Raw genomic sequence first — 18,744 nt, forward strand, 5'->3', positions numbered from 1 at the left:
GTTTCGGCGCGATGCCCTCCGCCCCCAATCCGACCAGCGGCGTGCGGAAGGCCGGGCGGCAATCTTCCACCACGATGATGTTGTCCGCCGCCACGCGGCGCGCCGCGATCCCCGGAACGATCAATTCCTCGACGCCAAGGCCGCCGGCTGCGAACCACCCCACGAAATCAGCCCACAGAACATCGTCTTCGGCGCCCGGAACGGCAAAGCCGTTGTGCTCGATCATGACGCCGTCGAGCGCCGCCTCGCCGCTGGCGTTGAACCATGCGCTGCGATGCCAGCCTCGCGTCATCGTCACCACCGCAATACCCGCCAGCGCCGCGCCGCGCATCGCCTTGATCACGCGCACGTCTCCAGAGGCAGTTTGCAGCAGCGTCGAAATCCACGTCCAGCTGGCGAAAAACGAATGCGCCCCGCTGCGATCCAGCGCCCGCCACAACCGTTCCAGCACGCGCAGATCGCCGAGCGGCTCGAGCGCGAACGTCACCGTGTCGTTCTTGCGCAGGCTGTTTGGTAAGGCGTGCACACTTTCCCCAACGATAGCAGCACGGCGCCCTGTTGCGCCCGGTTCGATTCCCCGTACTCTCCACGCATGATCCGATGTTAAGCTCCCTCCACCGTACCAGGTCAATCCATGCGCCTCGTTTGCCGTATGCTGATGATTTTGTGCACTCTCGCGTCGCCAGCGATTGCCCTTCCGCGCGTGGTGGTGGAAGGCTCGGGCCGCGATGTGCCGGTCACTTTCGCCATGGTGTTTGCGACCGGCGCCGTGCCGGCTGGAACGTCGCTTGCCGCGACTGACGCTTCAGGCAGGCCATTGCCGTTGCAGGTCGATGCCAAAGCAAAGAACCGCGACGGCTCGTTGCGGCACGCGATTTTCACCGTGATCGCGCCGCGTCTTGACGCTACGATACAGTTGATCGCCGGCGCGCCTGCCGCCGGTGCTCCCGTGCCGCTGTCGGCGTTGCCGGCCGACCTTGATACCAGCATCACGCTCGATCTCGGCGACCGCAAGCTCACCGCCTCGTTGCGGGATCTCGTGGCGCGCAGCAAACCGGAGGTGTGGCTTTCCGGTCCGCTGGTGTCGGAATGGTGGTACGCGGCGCCGCTGCGCGACGGGGCCGGCAAGCCCGATGCGAATTTGAGCGTGCGCTTCGGGCTGCGAAGCTACGGTGCCGGCCAGCCGCTGCGGATCGAAGCCGATGTCGAAAACACCTGGACGTGGGCGCCCAATCCGCGCAGCTATCAATACGCGGTGACGATCACGAGCCACGGCAAACAGGTGTTCGCCAGCGACAAGCTCGTGCAACAGTCGCGCACGCGCTGGCGGCAGGTGTTCTGGTGGGATCAAGCTGCCGATGCAAACGTGCGCTTCGATATCGCCGATCTCAAAGCGGCGCGCGCCATCCCCAACTATGCGGCCCGCGACATCGACATGGGCGAGCGCTATCGCCAGTTCGCCACCAAAAACCACGGGCCGATGCAGACCGGCATCATCTATCCCGCCATGCCGGTCACCGGACAGCGCCCCGACATCGGTCCGTTGCCGGGATGGACGGTGGCGTGGCTTCTCACCATGGACCGCCACGCTGCCGAGATCATGCTGAGCGCCGGTGACCTCAGCGGCAGCTTTCCGTCGCACTACCGCAACGAGAAGACCGGCCGGCCATCAACGTCGGAGGATTTTCCGAAGATCAGCACCCATTACAATTTCGTCGGTCACGGCAACGGCAACCTGCCGCTGGCCGATCTGGCCGGCCTGTCGAAGCCGTTCACCGCCGAGCCGGCGCACGAACCTTCGCTCGCTTTCGTGCCCTACCTCGTCACCGGCGAGCGCTATTATCTCGAGGAGCTGCAGTTCTGGTCGCAATGGAACGCCTGGGGTACGGCACCGGAGTATCACGGTTACGCCAAAGGCCTGATCGGGTGGGACCAGATCCGCGGTCAGGGCTGGTCGCTGCGAACGCTGGCCCAGGCGGCCTATGTGACGCCGGACGGCGATCCCTTGAAGGGACCGTTGCTGCGGGAAATGAAGGCTAATGCCGATTGGTACGATGCGGCGTACGCCAATAATCCGCAGGCGAATATTTTTCATGTCGCTTTGCGTGCCTCCGACGCGGCGGATTCGGTGGCGCCGTGGATGGACGATTACCTCACCTGGGCGGCGCAATACGCGGTTGGCCTAGGATTCGGAGAATTGCGCAATTTCGCGCGCTGGAAAGGCGTTTTCGCCGTACAGCGCATGACCAATCCGGACTATTGCTACGTTATGGCGACGAAATACTACATGAAGGTGATGGACCGGCCGCATCATTTCATCGCCTCGTGGTCCGAAGCCTATGTCGCCAATCTGCCCAAGGGGCTTCGCGACGGCCCGCAAATCGCCTGCGCCAGCGACGACATGGCCCGCGTCTTCAAACTGCACGCCAACGGCGAGATGATGGGAGATTCCGCATCGCCCGGCGGCTATCCGGCCCAGATGCAGCCTGCTCTCGCCGCCGCGGTGGATGCCGGCGTGCCCGGAGCACGCGAAGCCTGGACCAAGTTCAAGAACCGCCCGGTTCAGCCGCGCGGCGGCGTCGAACCCAAATGGGATATTCTTCCGTGGGCGAATTAATCCAGCCCCAGCCGGGCGCAGGCGTCCGCAAGATCGAAATGGCGCACCAGTTCCTCGCCCATGTTGCGGCGCACGTCTGAGCCGTTGGGCTCGCGCATGCCGACATAATCGCCCTTGCCGATCTTGCTGCAATGGCCTTCGGCATAATCGCCCGCATCGAGCACGATGCAATGCCCGCCGGCCTGCTTGTGCCAGTACCAGATGCCGGCGCCGTGGTCCCAATAGCGCCAACGCCGCAGCAGCGCACCGCGGCGTTGATTGGGATGGGCCCAATATGCCATCCACCAGCCGCAACCCTTGTCGAACTGATCGCGGCTTGCGGCCCGCGTGGTGCAGCCGACGAGTTCCCAATAACGCTGGCGCCACGGCAGATAGCGATGGCGCAACCCGGGATCGGCATGGCACGCGGCGGTGTCGCCGTCGCGCAGCGCCTCGAACACGCGCGCCAGCGCCGCCATTTTCGCCGGCCGGATCAACAGGTCCGAATGCCAGAAGGCAAGCCGATCGGTGAACAGGAACGCGAACTCGAGCGGGAAATGCGGATACAGCAGCGGCAGGCCGAGCGCGGCATTGAAATCGAACACCACCGCGCCGGGAACCGTTTCGCGCGGCGGTCCGATGCGCGGATCGAAGCCGATCAACGGCGTCCAGCCGGCGGCGCGCACCAGTTTCTGCTGCACCAGGCACCAGTCGCTGTCGACGTTCCAGGTCAGCCACGGCTTGTCGACGCCGCCGATCGTACGCGCCCAGCCGGCAGCGATGTCCATAACGGCGTGTACGGACAGATCAAGGGCGCGAAAAGCCGACCACACGCCTTGCCCGACCTGCTGCAGTTCGATGGCGTAATCGCGGAAGCGCGCGAAGCGCGGATGCACGATGCGACCGGGAAATCTCACGATCGCCACTCCCGTAACGGCAACCCGCGTCGGCCCGCCATGTCACTCGCTCCCGCCATCGCAGCCAGTTAGAGTGCCGGACATGACACCCGTCAAGCAGGAGCGTGCGTGAGACTTCTTTGCGGCCTGATTTTCGCAAGCCTCATGAGCCATGCCGCAGCGGCGACGTTGACGGTAGGGGCGGGACAAGCCTATGCGCTGCCGAGCCAGGCCATCGCCGCCGCCAAGCCCGGCGATACCGTGCACATTCTCGCCGGCACCTATCGCGATTGCGCCGCGTGGACGACCGACAATCTCGTGGTGGAAGGCGAAGAGGGCGCCGTGCTGACGCAGGCAATCTGCCAGGGCGCCGGCATCCTGGTGGTGAATGCGCCGCATGCGATCCTCCGTGGCTTGACGATCACCGGCGCGGCGATTGGCGAAGGCAACGGCTCTGGCGTGCGCGCCAACGGATTGTTTCTCACCGTGGACGGCTGCACCTTTCGCGACAACCAGGACGGCATTCTCGCTGCCAACAATCCCGCCGCGACGTTGCTGGTCAAAGGCTCCACCTTCGACGGCAACGGCGCCTGCCTGGCGGGCAAGGGTTGCGCGCATGCGATTTACGCCGGATTTGTCGGCCTTTTCCGCGTCGAGCATTCGCGCTTCATCAATACCCAGGTTGGCCATCACATCAAGTCGCGGGCGCGGCGCACCGAGATCGTCGACAACACCATCGAAGACGGCCCGCGCGGAACTTCGAGCTATCTCGTCGACGTGCCCGAAGGCGGCAGCCTGATCATGACCGGCAACACGCTGGAAAAAGGCCTCGGCACGCAAAACCCTTCGGCGGCGATCTCGATCGGAGAGGAAGGCGCCAACCGCAAGCCGGGCGAGATCGTCATCCGCGGCAACACCTTCGTGAATCGCGGCCGGCCGACGGTGTTCGTGCGCAACGCCGGCAAGGATCGCGCCCAGCTCATCGACAATTCGATTCGCGGCGAGGCGCGCGCGCTCAGCGGGCCGGGGCTTTCGGATTAGCCTGCCCCGCCTTGCGCAATGCGGCGTCACGCGTCCAGCGCTCGGGTGCCTTCGGCTTGTCGGTCTCCGGCAGCGGCATGGCGAGCAGGCCGGTGGTGAGTTCACCCTCAGGCCGCTTGTCGTTGTCGCGGCACCATCTGAGCACAATGAAAATCGCGACGATGGATGCCAGGAAAAAAATGCCGCCGATCATGGGGTTCCGCCAAACAGCGCTTCGTACGCCGCCACCATACGATCCTCACCGTAATCGCGGCAGACTTTGTTGCGATTGGCCTTGCCGATTTCCGCCGCACGGGAAGCATCGCTCACCATCTGCAGCAGCGCGTTCGCTAACGCATCCGGCGGCGTGACGAAGGGGCGGTTTTTGTCGGCCACCATCGCAGCCACATCGCCCACGGCAGTGGACACGATCGGCAAGCTCGACGCCATCGCTTCCAATACGGCGGTCGGCATCTGCTCGGTATCCGACGACAGCGCCAGCACCGACAACGCCGCGTAGATCGTTTCGGTGTCGCGTACCTGGCCGACGAACCGCACGGTTTCGCCGAGCCCGGCGGCATGCGCTTGCAACGCCGCGCGTTCGGGCCCGTCGCCGGCAATCAGCAGGCGGCATGGCACCCGCGCGCGCACCGCGCGAAACGCCTCCAGCAGCCGCACGATGTTCTTCTCCCGCCGCAGCGCCGCAACCGTGCCGATGATCGGTCCTTCACCGTCCCAGCGATACGGCACGATGCCGGGCGCGCCGAAGCGGCGGCAATCGACGCCGTTTGGCACATACCGCAGCACCGATGGTTTCAACCGCCACACGTCCGACGCGAGCGCATAAAGTGTCCGTGACGGCAGCACCACCGTGCTGCGCGACAGCACGCATCGCCGCGTCAGCACGCGCCGCGGCAACTGGCGGCTCGCCTCCTCGGGACCGAAACCGTCTTCGATGTGAACGTGACCTGTAAAGCCCGGCCAGTTGGCCATGGCGCACTCGATGCTTCCCCAGTTGTAGGTGACGAGCCGGTGCGGCCGGACGCTGCGCAACAGCGCACGAAAGCGTCGCCAATTCCCGAAGGTATCGCGCGGGCGCAGTGGCGGGCGCATGAACGTCACATCGAGACCGGGATCCAAGCGCTCGCGGCAATCCTCGCGGCCATCCATCGCCACCACGATATGACGGAGGCGCGTGCCGAGACGGTTGGCGAGCGTCGCAAACCGCATCTGCGAGCCGCCCACCGCAAACGACGGAAATACATGCAACAGGGTTTTGGTCATGGTGCGGCGTTCAGCGCTCGGCAAACACTTTTCGGACCGGCGCCGTTTCGGGCCGCGCTCCAAGCAGCGAAATATCGCCGGCGATGACATTCAGCAATTGCGGAGTTCGTTCGAGATGCCAGCGGCACAGCAGCGCCCCGGTAACCGTGAGTTTCGGTCCAAGCCGCGTCGGCCGCGTCACGCCGAAACGCCAAAGGCGCACGATGCGACCGCCGCGTGTCACCCGACCCACGCGCACCAGCGGCAGCGACGCTGCCTCCAACCAAACCACAAACGAAGCCAGGACGATGACGGGCAGACAGAGGAACAGAAGCACCATAGCCAATATGATGTCGCCGAGACGGGTCATCGGTTTCCTCATGCTGTTCGAAGGCCGCGGCCGCAGACCGGGCCGGCAAGTTGAACCAAGTTTGTGGGGCAATGCAATCGCCGAGCGCCGTTGACGCCACCGTCAGTTTTATTGTTTGCGATACACGCATTGTTGATCGCAATCACGCCGCCGCGCATTACATTGGAAGAGCGGGCCACGATCCAGAAACCTGTGGCTCGTTTTCGCAGGAAGGTTACGGAAAGACAGCTGTTGCGCTATCATTTCTGCCCTGAAGGAGACGGGCTTTGGCACTTTGGCTGGCACTTTGGATCGTAGTTTCCGCGGTGGCGGCACCGCTGGTGGGATTGTTTCTCAGCGGGCAGCGCCCGGAGTCTGCCATAACGCCGCTAAACCCGCCGCAACGTCGCTAACGCTGCGGCCAGCCGTTCGGCGTAACGATCCTGTGACAACTCCCGTTCCGCAAAGGCACGCGCCGCCGAGCCCAACCGTTGCCGCAACGCTTCATCCTGCAGCAAGCGGACGATTGCCGTGCCCATCGCCTCGGAATCGCCGCACGGCACGACCAAGCAGTTTTCTTCGTGCTGCAGATAGTCCCGGATGCCGCGCGCCGCACATGCCACTACCGCCTTGCCGCACGCGAAGGCTTCCAATAGCGTCGAAATTCCACCCGGATGCAGCATGTCAAACAGCGGCACCACGACGATAGCGGCGCGGCGATAGAGATCGCGCAAATCCTCGTCGGTACCACGCGGGATGCTCGTCGCCTGCTGCCACGGCGTGACTTTGTCAGTCCGCAGCTTGACGCGCACATCGAGGCCGCGCACCGCTTTTTCCAGGGTCGCGTAATCGCGCGACACATCGTTGCCGACCGCGAGTATGTAGCCGGCGTCGCCCTCCCCCGGCGTGAAGAAATGCGTGTCGATCTGCTGCGGCAACACCTTCACCAGCGCACCGGGATAGCGTGCCACGAGATGGTCCGCCTGATCGCGAGCAAAACTGAACACCGCATCGGCACGCTTGACACAATACGAGACCAAACGCGCGCGTAGCGGCCAGTTGCTGTCGTCGCCGACATCGACGATCACCACCAGCGGCTTGAATCGCACCAGCCGCCGCAGCGCCAGGATCAGCAGCGCGCCCGACTGGTAGTACGACACCAGCGCGTACGCGTGGCGCCGGGCGAACAGAATTTTCAACGCTCGCCACGGATCGATGCTGGCGAACAGCGATGGCCGGCGCGCGATGGGATTGCGCGGTACGTCGTTGACGTCCATCACCTCGGCGGAAAAACCCAGACGCTCGAACGCATCGGCAATTCGGAAGCGCGGCGGCGGCGCGCCCTTCTTTTGCAGGCGATTGGCGGGCAACAGGAGGATGTGCGGTTTCATGGCAAGGCAGCGACGGGTTCCTCGCAGGCTGCGCGCGCCCGTTCGTAGACATCGCTGACGGTTGCGGTTGCGCCCCCGACTTCGCCGAGGAAAAATTCGTAGAACTCCTCGAACCAGCCGATAAAACGGTCACGATCGGCGCGGCTGCGGACATAGGGCGTGTTGCCCGGCACCAGCGACGGCGTATGATACGACAGCGTGAAAACGCGCGTGCCACGTTTCAGCAGGGCTCGCACCAGCCGTTTGGCGTCGGAGACATCGGTGCCTTCGGGCGTCAGGCGAATGCGTTCCATCAAGCCGGTGCGCGCCATCAGCGCGCGCGACAGCGAGTGCCGCGCGTCGTTCTCGAACAGGCCGTTGGCGAGATGACGCCAATGGGCGCCGGCGAGGTGCCCGATATAGGTCGACGTCAGCGGCAATTCGAGCACGCGCCGGTCGGCATCGAGCCAATACGGTTTTGTCGGGCGACCGAAAAACGTCGGGCCGCCGGTGGCGTGATAGGAAAACTCCGGCACCACGCTGGAATCGATGCGATAGCCGAGCGCGGCCAGCGCGCGCACCGTATTGGGTCCGACGCCATAGCGTCCCGCGCGATAGGCCACCGGCCGCACGCCGAAGCGCGCCGCAATCGCTTCGGTCAGTGTTTTCAGCTTCGCCTTCTCCAGCGCCTCCGCAAGATTGCCGGCGAAGCTGTTATAGGCATTCACCACCTCTTCGTACGGCGGCGTAACCCAGGGATGCAGCTGCGCGCCGATCTGACAGCGGCCTTGCCGCAGGCATTCGACCAGGAAGCCATAGCCCTCCGGCTCGCTGACGATCGGATAGGTGACGAAATAGATCGGCACCACGCCGAAACGATCGAAGACGCGATGCAGAACGTGCTGCTCGTTCATCGAGGCGACGTTGCGGAATTCGCGCGACAGCGGCTTGTCCCAATCGAACGCCTCTTCCGCATCGACCGTGGTTACGATCAGCGGGCGATCGAGTGATGGCCGCGCCTTCAGCAGCGGCGCCTTGACAAGACCGTGCACCAGTTCGGCAACGCTGCGCGCTTGCGTCTTGGCGGAAAATTTCTCGAAGAACCACGCTGACGGCTCGCGCGAGGCCAATGGCAGCCTGAGAAACGACGCGACGCGACGATCGGCTTCCGCCTCCGGCAAATCGGGCGCGATCGCGACATGGGCGATGCCGCTGTCCTTCAGGATGCGATCGACCGGCGAATCCGCCGGCGTATAGGCAAGGATCGGCTTGCCGATGCGGATGTAGTCAAGCACTTTCGACGGCACCTGGAAGGCCGTGTTGCGTTCGTTGACGTCGAGCAGCAGCAGGCAGTCGGCGGACGCGGTCTCGCGCAACGCCTGTTCGCGCGGCACCAGCGCGTTGGTGACGTCGAGCACCTCGCCCATCGCCGCGAAACTCGCGCCATGCGTTGCCAGCACCGCGTCGTCGATCGGACCGATAAGGTGCACGCGGATCGTTTCGGCCCCGACGCCGAGCCGCTTCAGCGAACCGAGCAGCTGACCGGGATGGCGCCCGCCGTACAGCGTGCCGATATGGGCGAGGACGCGATGACTGCGGCTCGCGGGCGGCAGCGGCGCCACCGTTTCATCGGGATCGAAACTGTTCCACAGCACCGAAATCGCCTCGCGCCGGGCAGGATAACGCGCCCGCCACACCTCAGCGATGGCATCTGTGTTGGCGATCAGGCGGTCGGCGCGGGCAAAAATGCGCCGCTCGATGATCGGATCGTAGGGATAGAACCAGCCGCGGTTGCGGAAGGGATTGTCGCAGATCGGGTCCTGAAAATCGGCAATCCATGGCAGTCCGAAACGGTCTTTCAGCCACAGCGCGGCAAAGTGCGAGGCCAGGAACGGCGAGGTTGAATAGATCGCGTCGATCTTCCGGGCGCGGATCAATCGTGCCGCCGCCGCCGCCGCATACGGCACCCACGGCAGGCGGTCGTTGTAGGGCGCGGCGAACCGCATGAAAACGCGCGCCGCCGACGAGGCAGCCGTGGTCGGAAGCGGTTCGTGCGCCGATGGCACCCGCCACACCTTGCTTTCCGGATTGACGCTGCCGTCGGCGGACGATGCCAACACAAACGGATCAACTCCGTACTCGGGCAGATAGCGGAACAACTGGCTCGGTCGCGCCGCCGCCGGCGTGTTGTCGGGCTGAAAGGCGTAGCTGAGGAGCAGGAGGTTCGCCATGGTCAGCTCCCGACCGAGGCGGCATTGCGCGCGCGCGGGCCCAGCCGTCGTTGCAATGCGTGCACCAACGGCGCGACCAATCGGCAATAGAGGCGCACCGGCGCCATCACCGGCCAGTTGCGAAACCGGCAGGGATAACCGGTCGCCGCCAATTCGGTGCCGATGAACGCTTCGGCGACCATGAGTTCGAAGAACGACATTTCGCGGCGCCAGCGTTCGATATCGTCGAGGTTCGGTTTGCGCTGCAGCTTGGCGTGAATGGGCAGCTCGCGCCGCGGCACCAGGCGCTCGACATTGTCCTGCCAGCCCAGCATCGCGGGCTCGAAGTCTTCGCCGAGAAAGTCGCAGATGCGGCGCGCCGTCGGCTCGGTATCGCGCACCAGATCCTCGTAGCGTACCGTCAGCATGCGCTCGGCGACATCGGTCTGTTGCCAGCGCGCAGCCAGCCGCACCGCTTCCAGCCATTCGTCCATGTTGCGGTTGAGCAGCGGTCCATACCAGCCGACCGATTGAAACGATTTGGCGACATCGCGGCCGTCGCGTACGAGATGAATGAAACGAGCGCCGGGGTACAAGCCCACCAGTTGCGGCACGATGCGAATGTAGGCCGGCGTCTTGTCACCCCAGCGCGACTTGCCTTCACGCGTCAGATGCGTGCGATAAACGATTTCGACGATGTCGTGCAGCAATGGCCGATGCAGCGCCGCAGCGGCATAAGCAAATGCTGTCGTGTCGATGCCCATGTCGGGCCAGCGCCCATGTCCGGTGATGATGGCGACGGCACGCGTGGTTTCCTCGGTCGAAAGCGGGCGCGAGGCGGGCAGCCGTTTCAGCAGCGGATCGAGAAAATAGGTTTCCGGCGGAATCGCCAGGCGCGAATGCGAAGCCAGGATCATTCGAAGCAAAGTGGTGCCGGAACGACCGGATCCGACGATGAAGAATGGCTCGGCTTTCCGACGGGGCATGTCGCTCTCGCATGGGCGCCTGCCGCTATCCGAAAAACGCGCGCGCAAATCAAGCCGTTTCGCTGCACCAGCCGAAAAACGCGGAACCCAGCGCCAACTTCGAAGCTGACGCACCCGTTGCGGAACACATAGCGCTAGAGGTAGCGCACAACCTGCACGATGGCGCTGGTGGCGCCGCGCAGCGAGCCCCATTCGCTGCGACGCCCGCCGGTGGTGGCGCTGAGATAGGCGCCGATGCTCCAGGTGTCGGAGAGATCGTAACCGCCCGCGAGCTGCCCAGTGCACGAGCCGTCGGCGAGATTGGTCATCACATAGGCGTTGAGGTCGGCGTGCAGGATGTGGAAGGGCTCGACCCAATCGGCGCGGACGAACGCCTCGTGCCGGCTGATCGGGTCCTGGCGGTCGCCCGCATAGCCGCGGATCAGCCACATCAGCGAGGCATCGGCCGGATCGGCGCCGACCGCGAACCAATCCCGCCAATTGTGCGGCGAAAGTCCGGCCTGATGGAAATTGTATTCGATGCTGATGGTTTCCTTGTCTTCGCCATTCCAATAGGCGCCGGCGGAAACGTCGTTCTTGAAACCGCGGCCGCTGGCGACCGGCGGCAGCACCGGCACGAACGCCGGCAGCATGCGGGTGCGTTTGGCGAAGGCGAAGGCGTCCACCACCACGCTCGGCGCCTCGCCGCCGGCCCAGCTGGCATAGGCGATGATGCTGGCGCCGATCGGATGCGAGGCGTTGAAACCGAATTTCAGCCGTCCGCTGTCGTAATAGGCGAGCACCTGCGGGCTGAACTCCTCAAGCTCGAACGAATACGCGGCGGAGATGCGGTCGCTGCCGTTGGTCTGGTCGATCTTGGGATCGAGCGGCCACGCCAGCGTGTTCATCGCCACCGGACTGTGCAGCTTGGGCGCATAGATCAGCTCGAACGAGCCGCCGTCGAACACACGCTGGCCGCGCACCATGACGGTGCCGAGGCGGTTGTTGCGCAACGCCCCAGGATCGGATGAGGATTGCGCCACACTCGTCCGCGTGCGGAAGAAATCGGTCGGATTGTAGCCGAAGGCAACGCCATAGCGGACATTGATGCGCCCGGCTTCGAGATAGGTCTCGGGCGCAGCGTCCCAGGTGACGTACAACTCGCGCAGATCGTTGCGCACGGCTTCGCGCGGAAAACCGATGCCGTCGGCGAAACTGGCGGACAGCACATCGCTGGCGGTCAGGCGCACGCTGTCGGACAGCTTGAAGGTCGCCAGCCCGTCGGCGCTGACGCGGTCGTTCCAGCGCGATGGAATGGTCGCCCCCGGCGACACCGCAAGAGTGCCGCGATAGCCGTACCAGCCGAATGCATTCGACAGCGCATACTTGCCGAGATCCTTCGCCGGCGCCTCGGCCGCAGGCGCATTCTGGATCGCGCCGGGAATGAGGCTGAGGTCGTCGTTTTCCTGCGCCGCCGCCGGCAACGCGAACGCACAAACCGAAACAAGGAGCGCCGCTGTTTTCATCAGTCGATCTTCAGGCGCGGCAGGAAATCGCGCTGGAACCACGAATCCGGCACGTCCTGCGAGCGCATGTCGGAGAGCCCCATGGTGGTCACCAAATTCTGGTTGACGGAATCGATCACGATCGTTTCCGCCGGCACCATGCGGCCGAGCATCGGGGTGAATTTGTGATAGTAGGCGATCTTCAGCAGCCGGCCGCTGTCGGAATAGAACTTGCCCTTGATCTGGTGGAAGGTGCCTTTTTCCACCCAGTATTCGACGCGACTGTAGACCGCCTCGTCGCTCGCGGCCTTCAGTTCCAGGTGCCAGCAGGCACGGCTCTGGCCGTCGGCATCAAGCAGCGTTTCCTCTCCGAGCAGGCGCGCCGCGTAATCCTTGGCGAGATTGACGGTGGCGACGTCGCCGTTGGAAGCCTGCCCCAGCAGGCGCTGCTGCGGCGAGATACGGACCGAGGCCTTCGACGACGGATCGTAGAACCACATGTTGGAGCCGTTCATCAGCACCATCTTGCCGGCATCGCGCACCGGCAGCACGTAGCGCACGAGATTGTTGTACTGGTGTGTCGTCCGGTTCTGCACCGAGAACACGACCAGCTGCATGCTGTTGCGCGGCTGCTTGTTCACGTACTCGGTGAGGTTGTTGACGACCCGGAAGCCCTGCCCCGGATTGCGGCCTTCGTCGACCTTGGCGATGATTTCCTGCGCCGTCGGTTCCGCCGCGCGGGCGCCGACCGCCAGAGCGACGGCGACGGCCAGACCGATCATAAGATTCTTCATGATGTCCTCACACATGACGGAGAGCGTCGACCACCGGCAGGCGTGACGCGCGGGTTGCGGGAACGAGGGATGCGAGCGTAGCGACGATCACCAGAATGCTCCACACCGTCACGAGCAGCGGACCATTGCCCTTGGTGAGGAGATAGAGCCGGTCGGGTTCGGCTGCGCCCGGCGGCGTATAGGTTATGCCGGCGTGATTGATGACATAGGTCACGCCCAGCGCTACGACAATGCCCGCCGCAGCCCCGAGCACGCCGAGCAATGCGCCTTCGAGCAGGAACTGGCGGCGAACGCCGCTGCGGCGCACGCCCATGGCACGGCTGGTGCCGATCTCGTTGGTCCGCTCCATCACGCTCATGCCCATGGTGTTGGCGATGGTGAAGCCGACGACGATCGCCATCACCACGCCGATGAACACGAACATCGCCTGAAAATAGCCGAGGATCTGCTGATACATCGGGAACATCTCGCGGAAATCGCGCAGCTCGAGATCAAGATGGTTGGCGGCGAACAGCTCCGTCAGGCGCGCCCGCGCCCGCGCCATGTCAGCGCTCGACTTCAGCTGCACCGCGATCGACACCGCCTTATGAGTGCTGCCGCCGTACAGCAGCTGCTGCGCCAGCTTGAAATTGAGTCCGACATAACTGTCGTCGGCCTCCTTGGCGCCCTGGTTGATCGCCCGCACCACCGTAACGTTGACGACGTTGGGTGCGCCGCCGCTGCCGCTGAGAAGCTGCAACTGGGCGGGCTTGGCGGCGTCGCCGCCCATGTCGGCGGCATGACAGCCGGTGAGCCGGTTCTGCGCGCACAGGCCGAGAATACGCGCCAGCCCGATGCCGACGGTGGCGCGATCGGGCTGATCGTCCTTGAGGCCGATATCGTAGGGCCCGAGATCGATGGCGTAGCCGTCCCACTTGCCCATCACGTTCTTTTCCGACGGCACCACGCCGGTCGAGAAGAACGTCTTGGACTTGTCGACCGCCGCATTGCCGACGATGCCGCCGAGGGAAACGCGCGGCGTCACCATCGTCGTCATCGCCTTCAGTTCGGGATCGCGGCGCAGCAGCGCGACGGCATGCTCGTAGTCGTCGATGCTGTAGGCCGCCGGCTTGCCGCTGCCGTATTCGAAATAGCCCCTCTTGAAGATGCCGAAATGGCCCATGCTGCGCACGATGTTGGTTTCCATGCCGACGCGGACGAGGTTGTTGTACTCGCCGAGCAGAACCAGCGCGGTGGCGCCGACCACGATCGCCAGGATCGTCATCAGGGACCGGCGTCCATTGCGCAGGACGTTGCGGAACGCAATCTTGATCACGACTTTCCCCTCAAACGTGGCGCAAGGCGTCGACGACCTTCATCTTGGCGGCGCGTCCGGCCGGCACCAGGGCGCCGAGCGTGGCGATCACCACCAGTCCGATCCAGACGCGATAGAGCAGTACATAATCGCCGGTCAGCAGCCGCACCGGAACCTGCCGCGCCTGCCCCGGCGGCGTGTACATGATGCCGGCGTGGTTGAACCAGGTGGACAGCACCGAAGCCAGCACGACGCCCGCCGTGGCGCCGATCACGCCGAGCAGGAAGCCTTCGATCACGAACAGGCGGCGGATGCCGCTGCGGCGTACGCCCATGGCGCGGGCGGTGCCGATCTCGTTGACGCGCTCCATCACGCTCATGGTCATGGTGTTGACGACCGTGAAGATCACGATCATCAGCATGATCACGGCGAGGAAGGTGAACATCACCGACAGGAAATTCTTGATCTGCACGTAGGACGCCGACAGTTCGGTGAAATCGTGCACTTCCAGCGGCAGCCTGTTCTCGGCGAACAGCGCGTTCAGCCGCGCCTTGGCCCGTTCGATGTCTTCGGTGCGGTGCAGCTGAATCTGGATCGACACCGCCTTGTGCTCGCCGCGGCCGTAGAGCAGCTGCTGCGCCAGGTCGATGTGCATGCCGACAAAGGCGTCGTCGAGTTCCTTGATGCCCTGATTCTGCGCCTCGGTGACGTAGAAGTTGACGACGTTGGGCGAACCGTTGGCGGTGGCGCCGAGCAGATCGAGGCGCGGCTCGGTCGGCTGGGCGGCTTCGGCCGGCGTGCGGTCGCGAGCGGTGAGCTCGTCGAGATTGACCGACAGCGCCGGCGCATTGGTCGCGACGGTCTCGGCCTGCTTCGGCATCGCCGGGCAGTTCGGAACCTTCAGCGGCGCGCACAGGCCGAGCACGCGCGCCAGGCCCTGACCGACGATTCCCTTGGCGGGCTCGTTATCGCTGACGCCGAGCGGCGAGAACGTCATGTCGGCCGGGCGCAGATGATATTCGTCCCAATGGCGCATGCGGTCGCGGTCCGACGGCACGAAACCGGTGCCGAAGAAAGTCTTCGACGCATCGACCGAGAAATTGCCGGCGATGCCGAACAGCGACACCGTCGGCGTCACCACATTGACCAGCGGCTTCAGCTCGGGATCGTTTTCGATCAGCCCGATCACCTTCTTGTAGCCGGAGATCGAATAGCCGGCCGGATTGCCGCTGCCGAATTCGAAATAGTCCTTTTCGAACACCGACAGGTGACCCGAGGCGGTCACCGCCTGCATCTGCAGGCCGAGAAAGGCGAAATCGTTGTATTCGCCGAACAGGATCATCGCGATGCCGCCGACCGCGATCGCCGACGCGGTCATCAGCGAGCGCCTGCCGTTGCGCAGGATGTTGCGGAAGGCGATCTTGAACAGGGCCATCACATGCCCTCCGAACGCTGGTCGACCAGTTTGCCGTCGCGGATGATGTAGGTCTCTTCGGCGTGGCTGATCAGTTGCGGGTCGTGGCTGGCGAAGATGAAGCTGACTTCCTGCTCGTGCTGCATCTTGCGCATCAGTTCGATGATCTGGGCGCCGGTCTGGCTGTCGAGGTTGGCGGTCGGCTCGTCGGCGAGGACGATCTCGGGATGCTTGACCAGGGCGCGGGCGATGGCGACGCGCTGCTTCTGGCCGCCGGAAAGCTGGTTGGGGCGCTGCTTGGCCTGATCGGCGAGCCCGACCGCCGCCAGCATGCCCATGGTGCGCTCACGCCGTTCCGCGGGCTTCATGCCGATCAATAGCAGCGGATATTCGACGTTCTCGTAGGCCGACAGCACTGGATAGAGGCTGAAGTTCTGGAAGATGAAAGCGATGTTGCGGGCACGGAAATCGGTGGTCTTGTTATCGGAGAGTTTGCCGACCGCCTCGCCTGCGACCGTGATGGTTCCGGTCGTCGGCTTGTCGATGCAGCCGATCAGGTTGAGCAACGTCGTCTTGCCGCTGCCCGAGGGGCCGACGATCATCGCGAACCGCTTCCGCGGGATGTCCATCGAGATGCCGTTGATCGCGGTGACCTTGAGACCATCGTCGTCATAGGTCTTCACGACGTTATGCAAAGCGACGACCGGCGCTGCACTATCTGCCACTGGACCACCCTCCCCAAGATTCCGGTGAAACCCGGATTGGTTGAAATCATGCCCTAAAGTGAGGCAGCTCCGCGAGGGGATCGGGAACATAACCATCACTACATGCAGATTACTCTATATCGTAGAGTATTCTGCTTCAAGTCGCTTTTTCGTGAGCGGCGAAGCATTGGAAATCCTTTGCCTTTTCCCGCCGTAAGGGGGAGCCGGAGGGCCGTTCCAGGCGTTCCTGCACCACACGAATGGAGACTCAAAATGGACAATGACGAGCGCATCAGGGAGCGCGCCTTTCATATCTGGATCAGCGAAGGCCGCCCGCTGGGTCACGATGCCGAACACTGGGACCGCGCCCGCCAGCAGATCGAACGCGAGATGAAAGAGGGCGCCCAGGCGCACCAGGCCGGCGTCAATGACGTCCCCGCCGCCAACATGACGGTGCACCAAGGCGCGGAATCCTCCTCCCCTACTCCGGGTTTCGAAAAACCGGACGGCCTCAACACGCCGGGCGTTGCACCGCGGCGGCGATAACGGCTACTGCTTGCGCATCACGAAGGCGCGCCCGTCCCACAGACCGAGATCCTGCGTCCCGGCGCGTTCCACCGCGAGGCCGTTGCGCTGGGCCAGCCGCTCGACCTCCGCCACATCGCGGGCCGCATCGCCGCGATAGGAATAGTTGAAGATCACGAACACGCCGTCCGCATTGAGCAGCGCCGTCACCTCCCGCCACAGCGCCTCGGCCTCGCCGGACTGCACGACATAGGGCATCGAATCCACCGCCAGCACGAGGTCGAACCGGTCGCCGCTGAGGTCGGACGGCGCCGCGGCGTGGATGATGGCGGCGTTGGCGTGACGCGAAACGGCGGCACGCGCGACATCGACCATGCGGGCCGAGCAATCGACGCCCAAGACCCGCCCGACCAGCGGCGCAATCGCGGCGGCGATGCGACCGGTACCGCAACCGAAATCGAGCACGATGCGGTCGGGCGCCAGCACGTCCCAACGCTGCAACACGCGTACGAGTTCGTCGGTCGCCGCCTGCAAGAGCGTCGCGTCGCCGAGGCAATAGAGCGCCACCGCCGTACACGGATCGATCGCCGCGGCGGCGTCGAACACCTCGCTCCACGCCGCGCCCCGCCGGGCGATGGTGTCGATCTTGCACACCCGGGCATAGGCGCCGGGATGGCGCTGCCACAACGCCAGCATGCGTTCCGCACGCGTCCGGGCGGCGGCATCCGCCAGCATTGCCGTCAGGCGCTCGCGCGCTTCCGCCTCGCTGCCGCATGCGGCGAACAGATGGATCAGCGCGACATTGGGCGGATCGTCAGGCATGGCGCCGGGCCAGCGTAAAACGAACATTGAAGCGGTCGCGGGCGCCCCAATCATACTTGTAAGCTTCGCTGCCGCGCAGGAAATCGAACACCTGCGCGCCCTCGTTCGCCGCCGCCATGACGGCGTGGCCGAGCAGGATCGAGCCCGGACTTTCGTAGGCAAACGCCGGATCGAAACCGCCGAGATAGGCATAGGCGCGGGTTCCGTGCAGAAAACCGCAATACACCGCCGCCATGGCGTCGCCGATGGTGAGCGCATACAGCCGCACCAAGCCCTGCTCGATCAAACCCGGCAGCGCCGCAACATGAAACGCCTCCACCCGCGGATCGGAAAACACGCTGTGCTGGTGGCGCAGATCGTTCAACCGTTTCAACTCCGCGACCAGCGCCAACCCATTGTCGGCGTCGCCTTCGAGGATGACGCATTCTCCCCGCCGGGCCGCCCGCCGTCGTGCCGTGCGCAAATGGCGCTGCGCTGACGCCGAGACCGCCGCTTTCCATCCGCCCGCAAGCTCAAGCAACGGGCACGCGCTGGCGCTTGCCATGCGCTCAGAAAAGCCGGCGACTTCCAGCCCCAGCACCGCCGCGCCCGGCCGCACCTCGTCGAAGACGCACTCCTCGACATCGGCCATCGCCGCCAGCGCCGCGGCGATCGCTGCCAGCGCCGCAGGGGACGCGAGAATGTCGACGTAATCGGATAGCGACACGCCGAGCGGAAAGAGCCGCGTGCCGTCGCGATAGAGCGGCGCCAAACCCCTCAAGGCGCCGTCTTCGTGTACCGCGATCACCCGCAACTCGCCCGGGGCAAACACGTCCCACCACGGCAGCAGCCAATCGGGGCTCTGGAACGGCGTTGCAGACGGCGACCGCCGCCACAGATCGCGCCATGCCGGCTTCAACGCCACCAGCCCGGCCGCATCGGTGATGAAGGTTTCGGCGTTCGCGCGTTGCCGGCGGACAAATTGCATCGCCTTCACCATTTTCATTTCCGCCGTGACAACGTTCGCCGCCGCCGATC

The 18,744-nt window shown here is 64.6% G+C and carries 18 protein-coding genes; 3 read left to right on the forward strand and 15 right to left on the reverse strand.

The annotated features are described in order from the left end of the window. Window positions 1-526 (reverse strand): GNAT family N-acetyltransferase (locus tag AC1P6P_RS03175; protein ID WP_481400986.1); only part of this gene is annotated, 526 nt, incomplete at its 3' end. A 126-nt stretch (window positions 527-652) separates the two neighbouring features. On the opposite strand from AC1P6P_RS03175, the gene AC1P6P_RS03180 reads away from it, so the two are divergent. Next, window positions 653-2,617, forward strand: coding sequence for a hypothetical protein (locus tag AC1P6P_RS03180; protein WP_481400987.1), 1,965 nt, complete (start codon window positions 653-655; stop codon window positions 2,615-2,617). On the opposite strand, the gene AC1P6P_RS03185 is transcribed toward AC1P6P_RS03180, so the two are convergent. Next, window positions 2,614-3,513: a hypothetical protein gene (locus tag AC1P6P_RS03185; protein WP_481400988.1), complete on the reverse strand. Its 900-nt coding sequence runs from the start codon at window positions 3,511-3,513 to the stop codon at window positions 2,614-2,616. The two genes, AC1P6P_RS03180 and AC1P6P_RS03185, sit on opposite strands and share 4 nt — an antisense overlap. 108 nt (window positions 3,514-3,621) lie before the next feature. Between AC1P6P_RS03185 and AC1P6P_RS03190 the strand changes: the two genes are divergently transcribed. Continuing rightward, window positions 3,622-4,533: a right-handed parallel beta-helix repeat-containing protein gene (locus AC1P6P_RS03190; protein WP_481400989.1), complete on the forward strand. Its 912-nt coding sequence runs from the start codon at window positions 3,622-3,624 to the stop codon at window positions 4,531-4,533. Here the strand turns inward: AC1P6P_RS03190 and AC1P6P_RS03195 are convergent. The 11 genes from AC1P6P_RS03195 to AC1P6P_RS03245 form a co-directional block, all read right to left on the reverse strand. Beyond that, a complete protein-coding gene (locus tag AC1P6P_RS03195; RefSeq protein WP_481400990.1) occupies window positions 4,508-4,726 on the reverse strand; it encodes a hypothetical protein in 219 nt (72 codons plus the stop codon). The genes AC1P6P_RS03190 and AC1P6P_RS03195 overlap by 26 nt on opposite strands. After that, entirely contained in the window at window positions 4,723-5,796 is a 1,074-nt protein-coding gene (locus AC1P6P_RS03200; RefSeq protein ID WP_481400991.1) for a glycosyltransferase family 4 protein, read from the reverse strand. The genes AC1P6P_RS03195 and AC1P6P_RS03200 overlap by 4 nt, the downstream gene beginning before the upstream one ends. A 10-nt stretch (window positions 5,797-5,806) precedes the next feature. Further along, window positions 5,807-6,145, reverse strand: coding sequence for a sugar transferase (locus tag AC1P6P_RS03205; protein WP_481400992.1), 339 nt, complete (start codon window positions 6,143-6,145; stop codon window positions 5,807-5,809). A 368-nt stretch (window positions 6,146-6,513) separates the two neighbouring features. Further along, a complete protein-coding gene (locus AC1P6P_RS03210; protein WP_481400993.1) occupies window positions 6,514-7,515 on the reverse strand; it encodes a glycosyltransferase family 4 protein in 1,002 nt (333 codons plus the stop codon). Then, window positions 7,512-9,725, reverse strand: coding sequence for a glycosyltransferase (locus tag AC1P6P_RS03215; protein WP_481400994.1), 2,214 nt, complete (start codon window positions 9,723-9,725; stop codon window positions 7,512-7,514). Before AC1P6P_RS03215 ends, AC1P6P_RS03210 begins: the two co-directional genes overlap by 4 nt. 2 nt (window positions 9,726-9,727) lie before the next feature. Then, a complete protein-coding gene (locus AC1P6P_RS03220) occupies window positions 9,728-10,690 on the reverse strand; it encodes a sulfotransferase family protein (RefSeq protein WP_481400995.1) in 963 nt (320 codons plus the stop codon). Window positions 10,691-10,824: 134 nt separating this feature from the next. Further along, window positions 10,825-12,195 carry a hypothetical protein gene (locus AC1P6P_RS03225; protein WP_481400996.1) on the reverse strand — a complete coding sequence of 457 codons (1,371 nt, stop codon included), beginning with the start codon at window positions 12,193-12,195 and terminating at the stop codon, window positions 10,825-10,827. Then, window positions 12,195-12,968: an outer membrane lipoprotein-sorting protein gene (locus AC1P6P_RS03230; RefSeq protein ID WP_481400997.1), complete on the reverse strand. Its 774-nt coding sequence runs from the start codon at window positions 12,966-12,968 to the stop codon at window positions 12,195-12,197. The genes AC1P6P_RS03225 and AC1P6P_RS03230 overlap by 1 nt, the downstream gene beginning before the upstream one ends. A gap of 7 nt (window positions 12,969-12,975) precedes the next feature. Next, on the reverse strand, window positions 12,976-14,283 hold the full coding sequence (locus AC1P6P_RS03235) for an ABC transporter permease (RefSeq protein ID WP_481400998.1): 1,308 nt from the start codon (window positions 14,281-14,283) through the stop codon (window positions 12,976-12,978). Window positions 14,284-14,293: 10 nt separating this feature from the next. Then, the gene (locus AC1P6P_RS03240) at window positions 14,294-15,697 is read right to left on the reverse strand and encodes an ABC transporter permease (protein ID WP_481400999.1); all 1,404 of its coding nucleotides are present in this window, start codon (window positions 15,695-15,697) and stop codon (window positions 14,294-14,296) included. Then, the gene (locus AC1P6P_RS03245; protein WP_481401000.1) at window positions 15,697-16,401 is read right to left on the reverse strand and encodes an ABC transporter ATP-binding protein; all 705 of its coding nucleotides are present in this window, start codon (window positions 16,399-16,401) and stop codon (window positions 15,697-15,699) included. The genes AC1P6P_RS03240 and AC1P6P_RS03245 overlap by 1 nt, the downstream gene beginning before the upstream one ends. Before the next feature lie 252 nt (window positions 16,402-16,653). On the opposite strand from AC1P6P_RS03245, the gene AC1P6P_RS03250 reads away from it, so the two are divergent. Continuing rightward, complete coding sequence (locus AC1P6P_RS03250; protein ID WP_481401001.1) at window positions 16,654-16,926, forward strand: DUF2934 domain-containing protein; 273 nt, start codon at window positions 16,654-16,656, stop codon at window positions 16,924-16,926. Between the two features lie 3 nt (window positions 16,927-16,929). On the opposite strand, the gene AC1P6P_RS03255 is transcribed toward AC1P6P_RS03250, so the two are convergent. Further along, window positions 16,930-17,727 (reverse strand): class I SAM-dependent DNA methyltransferase, encoded by a 798-nt coding sequence (locus AC1P6P_RS03255; protein ID WP_481401002.1) that lies wholly within the window; start codon window positions 17,725-17,727, stop codon window positions 16,930-16,932. Continuing rightward, complete coding sequence (locus AC1P6P_RS03260; protein ID WP_481401003.1) at window positions 17,720-18,706, reverse strand: GNAT family N-acetyltransferase; 987 nt, start codon at window positions 18,704-18,706, stop codon at window positions 17,720-17,722. Before AC1P6P_RS03260 ends, AC1P6P_RS03255 begins: the two co-directional genes overlap by 8 nt. Window positions 18,707-18,744: the final 38 nt, after the last annotated feature.

Source organism: Rhizomicrobium sp., assembly GCF_056722145.1.